We start from the raw sequence: 13,990 nt of genomic DNA on the forward strand, positions 1-13,990 counted from the left end.
GACTACTATTTATAGCTACGTTGTTTAAGTTCGATATCTTTGAATTCAAGTTTTTCCTTGTGTAGGATTTCTTCACTTGGGCTGTAGGTGTTCACTATTTCTTTAGGATCACCGGTATATTGCCAAGCGGCTACATAGGCATAATTCACATCGTCACGGAGGGCTTCCCCTTCAGGAGTTTGGTACTCTTCACGGAAGTGACCACCGCAAGACTCGTTGCGTTCGAGAGCATCTTTTGCAAAAAGCTCTCCGAGCTCTAAGAAGTCTGCTACACGGTTGGCTTTTTCAAGCTCTACATTCATACCTGTGAGTTCTCCAGGAACTTTTACATCGCGCCAGAATTCTTCACGGATTTCACGGATTTCCTTGATTGCTTGTTTAAGACCTTCTTCATTACGTGCCATACCTACTTTGTCCCACATCACTTTACCTAGCTTCTTATGGAAGTAATCTACAGAGTGAGAACCTTTGTTATTGATAAAGTAAGCCAAACGTTCTTTTACTACTCTTTCAGCTTCGTCAAATTCAGGGGTGTTGGTAGGAATTTTACCTGTACGAATATCAGCTGCTAGGTAATCACCTATGGTGTAAGGTAATACGAAATATCCGTCGGCCAAACCTTGCATAAGAGCAGAAGCTCCCAATCGGTTTGCTCCGTGGTCGGAGAAGTTGGCTTCCCCAATAGCATAAAGACCAGGTACAGTAGTCATTAGGTTATAATCCACCCAAATACCACCCATGGTGTAGTGGGTAGCAGGGTAAATCATCATTGGAGTCTTGTAAGGGTTCTCCGCTACAATCTTTTCATACATCTGGAAGAGGTTACCATACTTGGCTTCCACGATTTTTTCACCGCGTTTGGTTACTTCTTCTTTGGTAGGCTCTACCCCATGAATCTTGCATTGTTCCTTACCATAACGTTCGATAGCGGAAGCAAAGTCAAGATATACAGCTTCCCCTGTTTCATTCACTCCATAACCAGCATCGCAACGTTCTTTAGCAGCACGAGAGGCCACGTCACGAGGTACTAAGTTACCGAAAGCAGGGTAGCGGCGTTCCAAGTAGTAATCGCGATCTTCTTCAGGTATTTCAGTAGGTTTCTTACGTTTTTCACGGATAGCTACTGCATCTTCTAATTTCTTAGGCACCCAGATACGTCCGTCATTACGCAAGGATTCGGACATCAAGGTCAGTTTGGACTGATAATCTCCAGAGCGAGGAATACAAGTAGGGTGGATTTGTGTAAAGCAAGGGTTGGCAAAGAAAGCGCCTTTTTTATGCACTTTCCAAGCGGCAGAAGCATTACAACCCATAGCGTTGGTAGAAAGGAAATATACATTACCATAACCTCCAGAAGCGATTACCACAGCATGAGCGGAGTGACGCTCTATTTCTCCAGTTACTAGGTTACGAGCGATGATACCACGCGCCTTACCATCTACGATAACCACGTCCATCATCTCGTGACGGTTGTACATATCTATCTTACCACGGGCGATTTGTCGGTTCATGGCCGCATAAGCCCCCAAGAGGAGCTGTTGCCCTGTTTGTCCTTTGGCATAGAAAGTACGGGATACGAGTACTCCACCAAAAGAACGGTTGTCAAGGAGCCCACCGTAATCACGAGCAAAAGGTACCCCTTGAGCTACACATTGGTCAATGATGTTTCCAGATACCTCAGCCAAGCGGTATACGTTGGCTTCACGGGCACGGTAGTCACCTCCTTTTACGGTATCGTAGAAGAGGCGGTAGTTAGAGTCACCATCTCCCATATAGTTTTTAGCGGCATTGATACCTCCTTGAGCAGCAATAGAGTGCGCACGACGAGGGGAATCTTGGTAAGCGAATGCCTTTACATTGTACCCAAGCTCGGCAAGGGTAGCAGCGGCAGATCCTCCTGCAAGTCCTGTTCCCACCACGATGATGTCTATATTACGCTTGTTGGCGGGGTTTACAAGATTGATATGGTCTTTATATTTTGTCCATTTGTCCGCAATTGGGCCATCTGGTATTTTAGAATCTAATGTACTCATAGTATTAAGCTATTAAATGTTTTACAAAATGGAAAAGTGCTACGAAGATAAAGCCTCCACAGATAACATAGGAGTACCATTTACCCAAGCAACTGATGAATTTCTTGCGTTTGTCATCTTTCCATCCCATGGATTGGAAAGCGGATTGGAATCCGTGAAGTAGGTGCAAGCACAAGAATACGAAGCAAAGTACATAGATCCCTACACGTACAGGATTGTGGAATCTTTCCACGAGCTCCCCATAGTAGCGGGTTTCATCGGCTGGGAGTGCCTCTATATACTTGTAGTTCATCTCGGGTGCCCAAAAGTCAAACAAGTGTAGGGCTAAGAAACCAAGAATCACCATCCCAGTGATAGCCATGTTGCGGGACATCCACGAAGCATTGGCCGCACCATTATAGCTATAATAGGGCTGGTTGCCTCGTGCTTTTTTGTTTTGTAGCTCCAAAACGAAGCCCATCACAAAGTGAAAAATTACCCCTATAAGTAATACAGGTTGCATAGCAAATTGGATCAAGGGGTTAGTGCCCATAAAATGGGAGAGCATGTTGAAAGTGCTCGGGCTTAACACCGACATGAAGTTCACTGCCAAGTGTATTACTAAGAAGATGATGAGAAAAAATGCCGAGAGGGCCATCGCCATTTTTCTCGCTACGGAAGTTTTAAATATTTGCATATCCTTAAAAATAAGTTTCTAAAAATGATTGGATTAACTAAAATAGTTTAGTGCCACAAAGATACGATAATTTGCTTTTTTTTACAACTAAAAGTAGGAAAATATCGTAATTTATAGTTAGTTTAAATTAGATAAAATATAAAATTAATGAACCGATGAGCTAATAATAATAAGTAAATTGAGACACATTGGCAAATTGACACATTGATAAAAAAATCGTACTTTTGCATCGCTCTAAGAAATGGGGTAAAGATATAAGAAAATGAGTAAAGAACTACTGCTTTCTTCCTTTTTGGAGGGAAAAGCTTACAAACAACTGCTACAATATATTAAGGAAAAGACTCCTTGTCATGTACGAGGGCTTATAGGATCGGCTGTATCCTTTGTCCTTTCTGATCTTTTTAAGCAAACGGGACGAACACTTCTCTTTGTGGGGGATGATAAGGAACAGGCCGCTTATTTGCTCAATGACATGGAATTGCTCTTGGGACAGGAACAGGTGCTTTTTTTTCCTAGTAGTTACCGCCGTCCTTACCAAACGGAGGAAATAGACAATGCTAACGTGCTATTGAGAGCGGAAGTCCTCTCTCGCCTTGAGCAAGGAGCTAAAGTGGTAGTCTCTTATAGTGAAGCTCTCTTTGAGAAAGTGCTTACACGCCAGCAGTTGGACAAGAATACCCTAACTCTTAAGCGGGGTGAGCGCCTTTCTCTGGATGTGCTCAATGAAACACTTTTTGAATACCAATTCCAAAGGGTAGATTTCGTGAGTGAGCCAGGGGAGTTTTCCGTACGTGGGGGTATTGTGGATGTTTTCTCTTTCTCCAATGATACGCCATACCGTATTGAGTTCTTCTCCGATACCATAGAGAGTATTCGTACCTTTGATGTAGAAAGCCAGCTTTCCTTACAACAGGTGCCCTCGGTGGTGATTATTCCCAATATAGAGAACAAATTGGCAGGGGAACAACGTACCTCTTTTCTTTCTCTCTTGCCGGAAGATACACTTATTTTCACTCAGGATTTTGAACTTTTTGCTCCTAAGTGGGAGCGTATGTATCAGAAAGCACAAGAGGCTTTTCAGACACTTACAGGAGAAGTAGCGCATCTGCCCCCTGAGGCTCTCTTCAGTGATGCGCACCAAGCGACAAAGGAGTTTGAAAGTCATTATTTGATTAAGATAAATCCTTATGCTCCACAAGAGGAGACAGGGGAGGAGGTGGATTTTGCATTGCGCCCACAACCTTCTTTTAACAAGCGTTTTGAGTTGCTTATTGAGCACTTCAAGGAAAAATATAGTGAAGGCTATACCAATTATATCTGTTGCGTGACTGCCCAACAGGCTCAACGTTTCTTAGATATCTTTGAAGAATTGCACCAAGAGGTGCCTTGTAGTCTGATCGAATTTTCACTTTCTGAAGGATTTTCAGATCCCTCAAACAAAATTAATTGTTATACCGACCACCAGATATTAGAGCGTTACCATAAGTTCAATATCCGTAATGGTTATGCCAAGAAGCAGGCAATTACCCTTAAGGAATTACAACAACTTACCATAGGAGATTATGTGACACACATCGATCATGGTATAGGCAAGTTTGCCGGTTTACAAAAGATAGATATAGATGGCAAGCAACAGGAGGCTATTAAGCTTATTTATGGGGATAGAGATGTATTGTATGTGAGCATTCACTCCTTACATAAAATCAGTAAATACAATGGTAAGGATGGTGCTCCTCCTAAGCTCTATAAGCTTGGTAGTGCCGCTTGGAAAGCTCTCAAGCAGAAGACCAAAGCACGAGTTAAGCAAATTGCCTTCAACCTTATCCAACTTTATGCCAAGCGTAAGGAGGCGGTGGGTTATGCTTTTGCCCCTGATTCCTATCTGCAAAAGGAACTGGAGGCTTCATTTATCTATGAAGATACTCCAGACCAGAGCAAGGCCACCCTTGAGGTAAAGCAGGATATGGAGAGTGCGCGCCCTATGGATAGGCTTGTATGTGGTGATGTGGGCTTTGGAAAGACGGAAGTGGCTATTCGTGCTGCCTTCAAGGCGGTGGATAACAGCAAGCAGGTTGCCGTGTTGGTGCCTACCACTATCTTGGCTTTTCAGCATTACCAAACTTTCTCTCAGCGCCTTAAGGGGCTACCAGTGCGAGTGGAGTACCTCAACCGCTTCCGTACCACTAAGGAGAAAAATCAAGTACTTGCCGACTTGGCACAGGGAAAGGTGGATATTCTCATCGGTACTCACCAAATCGTTAATGAAAAGGTGAAATATAAGGATTTAGGACTGCTTGTCATAGATGAGGAGCAGAAGTTCGGCGTGGCAGTGAAGGACAAGCTCAAGACCCTACGAGAGAATATAGACGTACTCACTCTTACAGCAACCCCTATCCCACGTACTTTGCAGTTCAGCCTTATGGCCGCTCGAGACCTTTCGGTGATTACCACACCTCCTCCTAACCGTTATCCTATTGATAGCCAGATTATCACCTTCAATGAGGAGGTAATACGCGATGGTATTGCCTACGAATTGCAGCGCGGTGGGCAGGTGTTTTTCATTCATAACCGAGTGGAGAATATCAAGGAGGTTGCGGGTATGATTCAGCGATTGGTACCCGATGCACGTATTGGTATCGGTCACGGACAGATGGACGGTAAGGACTTGGAGGAGGTGATGCTTGCTTTTATCAATGGGGATTATGATATCTTGGTCTCTACCACTATCATAGAGAGCGGCTTGGATGTTCCCAATGCCAATACTATCTTCATTCACAACGCGCAGCACTTTGGACTTTCTGACCTACACCAGATGCGCGGTAGGGTGGGGCGTAGTAACAAGAAAGCTTTTTGCTACTTTATCACTCCCAATCTCTCGGAGCTACCGGAGGATTCTCGCAAGCGTATGCAGGCCATTGCACAGTTCTCTGAATTGGGAAGTGGTATCCATATCGCTATGAAAGACTTGGAAATACGTGGGGCAGGAGACCTACTCGGAGGGGAACAGAGTGGATTTATCAATGATATAGGTTTTGATGCCTATCAGAAAATACTCCAAGAAGCGGTTACTGAACTCAAGGAAAATGAGTTTGCCGACCTCTATACGGATACCACCCAAGAGCCTGTATACTTGACGGATACTCAGATAGATAGTGATTTCGAACTACTCTTTCCGGATAATTATATCAACAATATTACCGAGCGACTTAACCTATACAATGAATTGAGCAATCTTAAGAATGAGGAAGAACTTGCCCAATACGAATATCGCCTTACTGACCGCTTTGGACCTTTGCCACCACAAGCCAAAGATCTTCTTAACTCGGTACGTATCAAATGGTTGGCTACTCAAATGGGAATAGAACGCTTGGTGATGAAGCAAGGCAAAATGCTTGGCTACTTCATTGCCGACCAGCAAAGTAAGTTCTACCAGAGTGGTGCCTTCCAGCGTGTGCTGAATTTTGTGCAGCGTAACTCGGACAAGTGTCACCTTACAGAAAAAGAGACCCGCAATGGTCTGAGACTCATTATTACCTTTGATAAAATCACAACGATAGATAAGGCGCTGAGGATCATCAGTAGTCAGTCATCGATGCTTGGTGATTAGTCATTAACAATCAAGAATTAACAATTGTCATCAAATATTTTAGAGCATGAAGAAAATTTGTTTATTAGCCTCAGTCACACTTATGGCTGCTTGTGGTTCACATACACAAAAGAAAAATGACCCCACAGAGCGAGGGCTAGACCTCTCGGCTATGGATACCTCTGTGCGCCCACAGGATGATTTCTACACCTTTGTTAATGGAGGTTGGGTGAAGACCGCCCAGATTCCAGCAGACAAATCCTCTTGGGGTTCTTTCAATATGCTAAGAGAAAAAACCGATGAGGATTGCCTTGTGCTACTAGAACAGCTACTTAAAGAAACTTACCCACAAGGCTCTGAAGGACAGAAAATAAAAGACCTATATGAGTCTTATCTCGACTGGAATCGCCGTAATGCTGATGGGCTTGCCCCTTTGCAAAAACAGTTTGACCAAATTGACCAAATACAATCGCTTACTGACCTACAACAATACCTTGAAGAGGATACTAGGCGAGGAGGAAATCCCATTTGTGCTTGGGGAGTAGGTGCCGATAAGAAAAACTCCCAACAGAATGTTGTCTACCTAGGTAGTTTCTCCTTAGGAATGGCTCGTGATTACTACCAAAAACAAAGTGAAAGCAATACCAAAGCCCTAGCTGAGTACCAGGAGTACCTTACTGCTCTCTTCTCCCTTATCAAGGAAGAACACCCTAAGGAGAAGGCAAAACAAATCATAGACTTTGAAAGAGGGATTGCTCAACTCATGTTCACCAATGAGGAGCGAAGAAATCCTAATATTACCTATAATCCTGTTTCCTTACAAGAGCTTTCTACTCTGGTGAAGAACCTAAACCTTCCAGACTATCTAAGAAATGTAGGAGTCTCCACCGATAGAGTGATTATAGGGGATATCCGCCTATACAAAGCGTATGATAATTTTGTTAATAGCACTAACTTGCCGCTGCTTAAGGATTACCTTAAAATACAACTTATAGCTGATAATACGCATACCCTTAATGAGGAATTGGATAAACTTTCCTTCCACTTCTATAGTACTACCCTTAAGGGGATCAAAGAACAACGTCCTATGAACAAGCGTGCCTTAGGAGTCATCAATGGATTATTAGGCGAGGCCTTCGGTAAGTTGTATGTAGAGAAATATTTCCCAGTAAAGGCGAAAGAAGAAATGATTTTGCTTATAGGCTACCTTAAAAGAAGTTTTGCAGAGCACATCAAGCAAGCCTCTTGGATGTCTCAGAAAACGAAGGATAAAGCCTTAGTGAAATTGGAGAAAATGGGGGTGAAAGTAGGTTATCCCGATACTTGGACGGATTATTCCGAACTCGTGATAGAACCTGCTTCCCAAGTCTCTTACTTTGAGAATATAGCTCACATACGCTCTTGGAAATACAAAAAAAGATTAGCCGATGTGGGCAAACCTGTGGATAAATCTCGTTGGAAAATGAATCCTCAGAATGTGAATGCTTACTATAATCCACAGGGGAATGAAATTGTTTTCCCTGCAGCTATCTTACAGAAACCTTTCTTTAGTTTTGAGGCGGATCCCGCCGTAAACTTCGGAGGTATAGGAGCTGTTATTGGTCATGAAATGACTCATGGATTTGATGATAGTGGAGCTGAGTTTGATGCTTACGGAAACCTAGAAAACTGGTGGACTCCTGAAGATAAAGCCAACTTCAAAAAGGGGACTCAAGCCCTCGCTGCTCAGTTTGACAAATACGAAGTTGTCAAAGGACACTTTGTCAATGGTACTTTTACCAGTGGCGAGAATATCGCTGACCTCGGTGGGGTCAATATTGCCTACGATGCCTTGCAGTTATACCTCAAGGAGCATGGCAAAATAGGAAAAATCAGTGGCTATACCCAGAACCAACGCTTTTTCCTCTCTTGGGCAACCGTATGGCGTGCCGTGGCAAGGGACAAACACCTTATCAATCAGGTAAAAACCGATCCACATACACCTCAGTTTATCCGTGCTTATGCACCACTGGTTAACGTAGATGCTTGGTACAAGGCTTTTGATGTGAAAAAAGGCGACAAACTCTATAAAAAGCCAGAAGAGAGAGTTAGAATTTGGTAGATGATTTAGGTGAAAAGTAAAAGGTAGAAATTTCTTTACCTTTTATTTTTATTTTTCATTTTAATTTAATACCTTTGTGTCCTAATTTCAAAGATTTAATATGATGCAATCATTTTTACCAAATATGTTTTACTATGGATTTCCTGTAGTATTACTCAGTACTATGGATGACAAAGGAAGGGCGAATATCACCCCTATTACTTGTACTTTTACCTTGGGTACTAATGCGGTGATTGCCCTAGTAAAGCTTAATCAAGCCTATGAGAATATAAAAGTAGTGCCAGAGGCAGTCTTTAACCTGCCTACTTCCCAGATGTGGGAGCAAGTAGAGGCTATTGCCCCCTATACAGCTAAAGATCCCGTACCTGCACAAAAGGCAGCCAAGTATACTCATACCGATGACAAGTTCGCTCTTGGTGGCTTCACTCCACTTGCCTCCGAGAAGGTGCGTCCTCCACGTATTGCTCAGTGTCCTATCCAAGCAGAAGCTAAGGTGGTGAATATCATAGATCGTAATGGCTATGTGCTGGTGGAACTAGAATTTGTAGAAGTACATGCCGAGGATAACTTAGTAATGGACGGAGATAAGATCAACCCACTCAACTGGGATCCACTTATCTATAACTTTAAGCACTATTATAGTATAGGCGAACACAAAGGACTGAATTTCACAATTAAATAGTTTCTAGACGGGGAGGCAAAATGAGCCTCCCTTTATTTTTTGTGACTTACGATACTTAAAAAAATAATCGTATATTTGCGCATTTAATATCCTTTTCTTATATGAAGAAAATAGTCCTATTAGCCTTGGGCTTATTAGCCTCCGGCTATACTTTTGCGCAAACTGATACTTCTGGTAGAAGTCTCTATCGTGCCACTCCTGAAAAGAAAACTGCCCTGAAACATACCAAGCTCAAGGTGGATTTCAATTTTTCTAATCAAACCCTTGGGGGAGAAGAATGGCTTACAGCAGCTCCTTTCTTCTATCCTACTGACAGCCTTATCCTAGATGCTAAGGCAATGCTTATCCACAAGGTAGCCCTTGATGACCATGGGAAGCAGCAACCCCTTGCTTACAGCTATGACAAAGATGTACTTCGTATTAAGCTTCCTAAGATCTACAAAAAAGGAGAAACCTATACAGTATATATAAAATATACTGCTCAGCCTGAGAAGGTTACCGAAAAGGGAAGCCTCGCTATTACCGATACCAAGGGACTTTACTTTATCAATCCCGAAAACAATCCTGAAGGGCCTATGCGACAGATATGGACACAAGGAGAATCGGAAAGCTCCTCTTGCTGGTTCCCTACCATAGACAAGCCCAATCAGAAAACAACTCAGGAGATTGAGATGACCGTGCCTGATAGCTTCGTGACCCTTTCCAACGGAGAACTTAAACGCTCCGAGAAAAAGGGCGACCTACGTACTGACTATTGGGTAATGGATAAGCCTCATGCCCCTTATCTCTTCTTTATGGGGGCAGGCGAATTCGCCGTTGTGAAGGATACTCCTTGGCGAGGCAAAGTGCCTGTGGAATACTATGTAGAGAAGAAATACGAACCTCTTGCTAAGCGAATTTTCGGTAATACCTCCGAAATGTTGACTTTTTTCTCTGAGCGTTTTGGCTATGACTATCCATGGGCAAAATACGCACAGATGGTTGTCCGCGACTTTGTGTCCGGTGCTATGGAGAATACTACTGCTGTGAGCCATGCCGAGAGTGCTTACCAAAGTGCTGATGCCCTAAACGACCAAAATTATTGGGAACCAATCATTGCCCATGAGCTGGCACACCACTGGTTTGGTGATTTGGTAACTACCGAAAGCTGGGCTAATATCACGGTCAATGAGTCCTTCGCCAACTATAGTGAATACCTTTGGATTTTCCATAAGTATGGTAAAGATGAGGCGGATTATCACTTGAGCAACAATACCTTACAGTACCTACACCGCGAAGATGATTTTCTAAAAAACTTAGTGCGTTTTGGCTATGATGTCCGTGATGATGTCTTTGACCTTGTCTCCTATAATAAGGGAGGAGCTATCCTGCATATGCTCCGTCGCTACCTTGGTGATGAGGCGTTTTTCCAAGGAATCACCGACTATCTCAAAAGTAACGAATATGGCACTGGTGAAGCACACCAATTGCGTCTATCCTTTGAGAAAATAAGCGGAAAAGACCTTAGTTGGTTCTTCAATCAGTGGTATTTTGGAAATGGAAATCCTAAAGTAGAGGTAGAAAAACAATATAACGCCTCCCAAAAACAACTTATAGTTAAGATACGCCAAACACAGGACGAAAAGCTATATTTCGAGTTTCCTTTGGATATAGATATTTATCAAAATGGCAAAGCTACCCGCCATACGGTATGGGTTAGTGCAAAAGGGGAAAATATCTTTACCTTCCCTCTTGACAAGGCGCCCGAACTAGTCAATATCAACCCTGAAGGGGTAATTGTTATGGAAGAAGAATATCTCAAGAGTGTCAAGGAACTCCTCTACCAAGTGCAACATGCCCCTGAGCTAAAGAGCCGTATGCAGGCAATCACCTCACTTGGGGAGAACGAAGGCAAGGAAGTGCTTTTGGCTGCTCTCCGTGATCCTTATTTTAAAGTGCGTAGTATAGCCTTAGAGAGTCTCTCTAACTTTTCTTTGAACAAAAAAGAATTAGCCCAGGTGGAAAAACTGGCTACTTCCGATCCGAGCAATATAGTCAAATCCGCAGCTATATGGCTTTTATCAAGTTCCAAAGAGAACAAACGCTATACCGCTCTCTATGAAAAAGCACTGACTACCCCTTCAGGAGCGGTGAAGAATGCAGCACTGAATGCCATAGCCCTTGCCAACCCTAAGCGCGCTAAGGATTTCTTAGAAAAAGCCGATCCTAAGGAGCTTGAGATAGACCAAATCGTAGGTCTTACAGGAGTGATTGCGGATAATAAGATGACACAGTATCTCCCTACCCTAATGCCTTATTTGGTTAATTATCCATTCCTAGAGGAGGACAATCCCCAAATAGCCGCCGATTTCAAAAAAGCCTACTTATGGGCGATGAGCTTGGACAACAAGGAGCTTGTAGAACAAATGCAAAAGGCCTACAAGGACTTTACCCAAGAAGAGAACGGGGATAAGGCTAAACAAGCTATTTGGAAAGTTATAGACGAAGGTATTGCGCAAAAGAAAAAACTTACAGATACCGCTACTGTCAAAGAACAAATCCAAATGTTGGAAGAGCTTAAGAGTAAGATAAAGTAATTTTTAGAGGTTAGTGACCAGTGGTCAGTTTTTGACTACTGGTCACTAATTAGTAATACCTAGATCATTATAACAATGAAAAAAGTATTTCTTTTATATGGGATCTGTCTATGTTTATTTGCTTGTAGAGAGCAATCAGGGAAAGAACAACAGAGGATTACTATCTTGCAAGATAGTATAAAGACTACCTCTGCTGAAGATGTAGAAGAGAAAGATATAACGGTCGATCCACAGCTTGTAAAGATAATCACGGAAGCCTTGCAGCGAGTGGATACACTTTACAAAGGGGAGGATTTGACCTATTCCTATATCTATAATGATACATTACCTATTTCTGAAACGATAATTAAGGTAGGTAAATTCTTTGACCAACAGCCCTATGTAGTGGTCAATAGCACTTGGGAAGATAGGTTGATAGAAGTATATAAAATAGAGCAAAATCACACCTTTAGGAAGAAATTTTTTTATATAAGCTCTTGGATGGAGTTTGCAAGAGATTCTATTTTTGATGTCAATGGAGATGGAATCAATGATCTTTCAATAACGTGGTCTGGTACAGGGGCACTTAATTATAATCCTACTTATATCTATTTGTTTGATCCTAAGACAGAGACTTTTTCTGAGCGTTACGAATTTGAGAATGCTGATTTTTTCCCAAAAGAGCAGGTAGTGCGAGGGGTACAAACAGGCTTCTCAGGGGTAGCTGGTTTGTACAAATACAAGTGGATAGGCGACCAATGGGTAGCACAGGAATATATTTATCCTGATTATATCTCCAATGGAAAATATTTTATACGAACCCAAAAGGAAGGACCTTATCCCTCACGAAAGGATGGAGAGCTTTTGCACAAAATACCAGAGGAATACCTTGGTTTAAAAGATCTTAGTTGGTTTCTTATGTATGATACAGATAGCGAGCTGCCATTCCTCCAACAAACCTTAGAAGAAAGAAAAATGGAGGGAAATAAATAAAGTAAAATAAATAAACCAAAACAAATGAAAACACTCCACACTACACGTCTTTTGCTCCGTCCTTGGGAAGTCTCCGATGCCCAGGCGCTATATATACAAGCACATAACCCTATCATAGGCAAAAGGTGCGGTTGGCCTGCTCACAAAAGTGTAGAAGAGAGCCGAGAGATTATTGAAAAGGTACTTCGCAGACCTCACTCTTTCGCTATTTGTCTATCTGATAACACCCTTATTGGGAGTATCGGTCTGCTTTTACAAGGGGAAAGTAGGCTTTCTGTAGGTGAAAATGAAGCCGAAATAGGTTACTGGTTAGGAGAAGACTATTGGGGCAAGGGGTATATGACAGAAGCTGCATTACAAATTATACACTATGCCTTTGAGGAGTTGTCTCTTACTCAGTTGTGGGCGGGTGTATACAAGGAAAATATAGCCTCACAGCGGGTTATTGAAAAATGCGGTTTTCGCTATCATCATACCCTTGAAGATTTTTTGTTTCCACTTATAGGGGAGCGACATACGTCTTTGGTATATACACTTCAAAAAGATATGCAGTAATCCAGTTTTAGATTAAAGGTGATATAATGAAAACAGTTCTTTCATTAATTTTTTCAGCTATAACTTTGTGTGGTAAATCTCAAACTATACAAAGTAAATTAGACTATTGTGCTATTTTTATCCCTGATGAAAACTACAAAAATTATTCTATTGAGGACTATAAGGCACATGGTAAAGCGTTTATAAAGACAGAGAAAAAGCTCTTGAATGATGAGCTGAAAATTTTCAGTCATTCTCATTGTATAATAATCTCTGACGATGATCCCAAATGTAGTGTTACAAAGGCTTTAGAAAACAAGTTGAAGTCCTTAGAAGATATTGAAATTCAGTTCAATGGGAAATCTATCATTATCGATACTACCTTTGTAGAGCTGGGCACTGAGATGATGATTCCCTACAAGGTAAAATATCAGAAAAAGAAAAAAGAAACTCTGATGAAGCTTACCTTTGAGAATGTTTTATGGACATCAGCAGGGGGATTTCATCGCTATGATATTTATTTGGTAGCTAAGAATGACCAATTGACAGTATCTAAGATAAAGGCTTTTTATATTTCAAAAGAGTTTGACAGCTATGGCAAAGAAAAAACAGGGGTGATTTACCCTACCAAATGAGAAGTATACAACAAATATTAGAGTTATTAATTTAAGTTTCGCAAGCTATTTCTGAGCTTGCGAAACTTAAATAAAAGATTCTTTCTTAGCAATAAAAAACAAATATTTGACTGAAAACACAATGAAACACCTCCTATTACTCTTTTGCTTGGTTACAGCCCCTATATGGGCGCAACAAACGAAAACCATACACGT

The 13,990-nt window shown here is 41.9% G+C and carries 9 protein-coding genes; 7 read left to right on the forward strand and 2 right to left on the reverse strand.

Annotated features, from left to right (window positions below):
• Positions 1–5 precede the first annotated feature (5 nt).
• Together Q0625_RS11610 and Q0625_RS11615 are read right to left on the reverse strand one after the other, a co-directional pair.
• A complete protein-coding gene (locus Q0625_RS11610) occupies positions 6–2,033 on the reverse strand; it encodes a fumarate reductase/succinate dehydrogenase flavoprotein subunit (RefSeq protein WP_298827441.1) in 2,028 nt (675 codons plus the stop codon).
• 4 nt (positions 2,034–2,037) lie between these two features.
• Positions 2,038–2,709 (reverse strand): succinate dehydrogenase cytochrome b subunit, encoded by a 672-nt coding sequence (locus Q0625_RS11615; protein ID WP_298827444.1) that lies wholly within the window; start codon positions 2,707–2,709, stop codon positions 2,038–2,040.
• 262 nt (positions 2,710–2,971) lie between these two features.
• Between Q0625_RS11615 and mfd the strand changes: the two genes are divergently transcribed.
• The 7 genes from mfd to Q0625_RS11650 all read left to right on the forward strand — a co-directional run bounded on the left by mfd (position 2,972) and on the right by Q0625_RS11650 (position 13,795).
• Positions 2,972–6,316, forward strand: a complete 3,345-nt coding sequence (gene mfd, locus Q0625_RS11620; RefSeq protein WP_298827447.1) for a transcription-repair coupling factor — start codon at positions 2,972–2,974, stop codon at positions 6,314–6,316.
• Positions 6,317–6,362: 46 nt separating this feature from the next.
• Positions 6,363–8,396, forward strand: coding sequence for a M13 family metallopeptidase (locus Q0625_RS11625; RefSeq protein WP_298827450.1), 2,034 nt, complete (start codon positions 6,363–6,365; stop codon positions 8,394–8,396).
• Between the two features lie 103 nt (positions 8,397–8,499).
• Positions 8,500–9,078 (forward strand): flavin reductase family protein, encoded by a 579-nt coding sequence (locus tag Q0625_RS11630; RefSeq protein ID WP_298827464.1) that lies wholly within the window; start codon positions 8,500–8,502, stop codon positions 9,076–9,078.
• A 101-nt stretch (positions 9,079–9,179) separates the two neighbouring features.
• A complete protein-coding gene (locus tag Q0625_RS11635) occupies positions 9,180–11,654 on the forward strand; it encodes a M1 family metallopeptidase (protein WP_298827452.1) in 2,475 nt (824 codons plus the stop codon).
• A 75-nt stretch (positions 11,655–11,729) separates the two neighbouring features.
• Positions 11,730–12,626, forward strand: a complete 897-nt coding sequence (locus tag Q0625_RS11640; protein WP_298827454.1) for a hypothetical protein — start codon at positions 11,730–11,732, stop codon at positions 12,624–12,626.
• Positions 12,627–12,650: 24 nt separating this feature from the next.
• A complete protein-coding gene (locus tag Q0625_RS11645; protein ID WP_298827456.1) occupies positions 12,651–13,181 on the forward strand; it encodes a GNAT family N-acetyltransferase in 531 nt (176 codons plus the stop codon).
• Positions 13,182–13,207: 26 nt separating this feature from the next.
• Positions 13,208–13,795, forward strand: a complete 588-nt coding sequence (locus tag Q0625_RS11650) for a hypothetical protein (RefSeq protein WP_298827458.1) — start codon at positions 13,208–13,210, stop codon at positions 13,793–13,795.
• Positions 13,796–13,990 lie beyond the last annotated feature (195 nt).

Origin of the sequence: uncultured Capnocytophaga sp. (genome assembly GCF_938029845.1) — a bacterium.
Taxonomy (GTDB): Bacteria; Bacteroidota; Bacteroidia; order Flavobacteriales; family Flavobacteriaceae; genus Capnocytophaga.

What these genes read in the sequence shown, in the direction of transcription:
- Q0625_RS11610 (WP_298827441.1), bottom strand. Translation starts at nt 2,033, where the DNA reads ATGAGTACATTAGATTCTAAAATACCAGATGGCCCAATTGCGGACAAA.
- Q0625_RS11625 (WP_298827450.1), top strand. Translation starts at nt 6,363, where the DNA reads ATGAAGAAAATTTGTTTATTAGCCTCAGTCACACTTATGGCTGCTTGT.
- Q0625_RS11645 (WP_298827456.1), top strand. Translation starts at nt 12,651, where the DNA reads ATGAAAACACTCCACACTACACGTCTTTTGCTCCGTCCTTGGGAAGTC.
- Q0625_RS11650 (WP_298827458.1), top strand. Translation starts at nt 13,208, where the DNA reads ATGAAAACAGTTCTTTCATTAATTTTTTCAGCTATAACTTTGTGTGGT.
- Q0625_RS11615 (WP_298827444.1), bottom strand. Translation starts at nt 2,709, where the DNA reads ATGCAAATATTTAAAACTTCCGTAGCGAGAAAAATGGCGATGGCCCTC.
- Q0625_RS11630 (WP_298827464.1), top strand. Translation starts at nt 8,500, where the DNA reads ATGCAATCATTTTTACCAAATATGTTTTACTATGGATTTCCTGTAGTA.
- Q0625_RS11640 (WP_298827454.1), top strand. Translation starts at nt 11,730, where the DNA reads ATGAAAAAAGTATTTCTTTTATATGGGATCTGTCTATGTTTATTTGCT.
- mfd (WP_298827447.1), top strand. Translation starts at nt 2,972, where the DNA reads ATGAGTAAAGAACTACTGCTTTCTTCCTTTTTGGAGGGAAAAGCTTAC.
- Q0625_RS11635 (WP_298827452.1), top strand. Translation starts at nt 9,180, where the DNA reads ATGAAGAAAATAGTCCTATTAGCCTTGGGCTTATTAGCCTCCGGCTAT.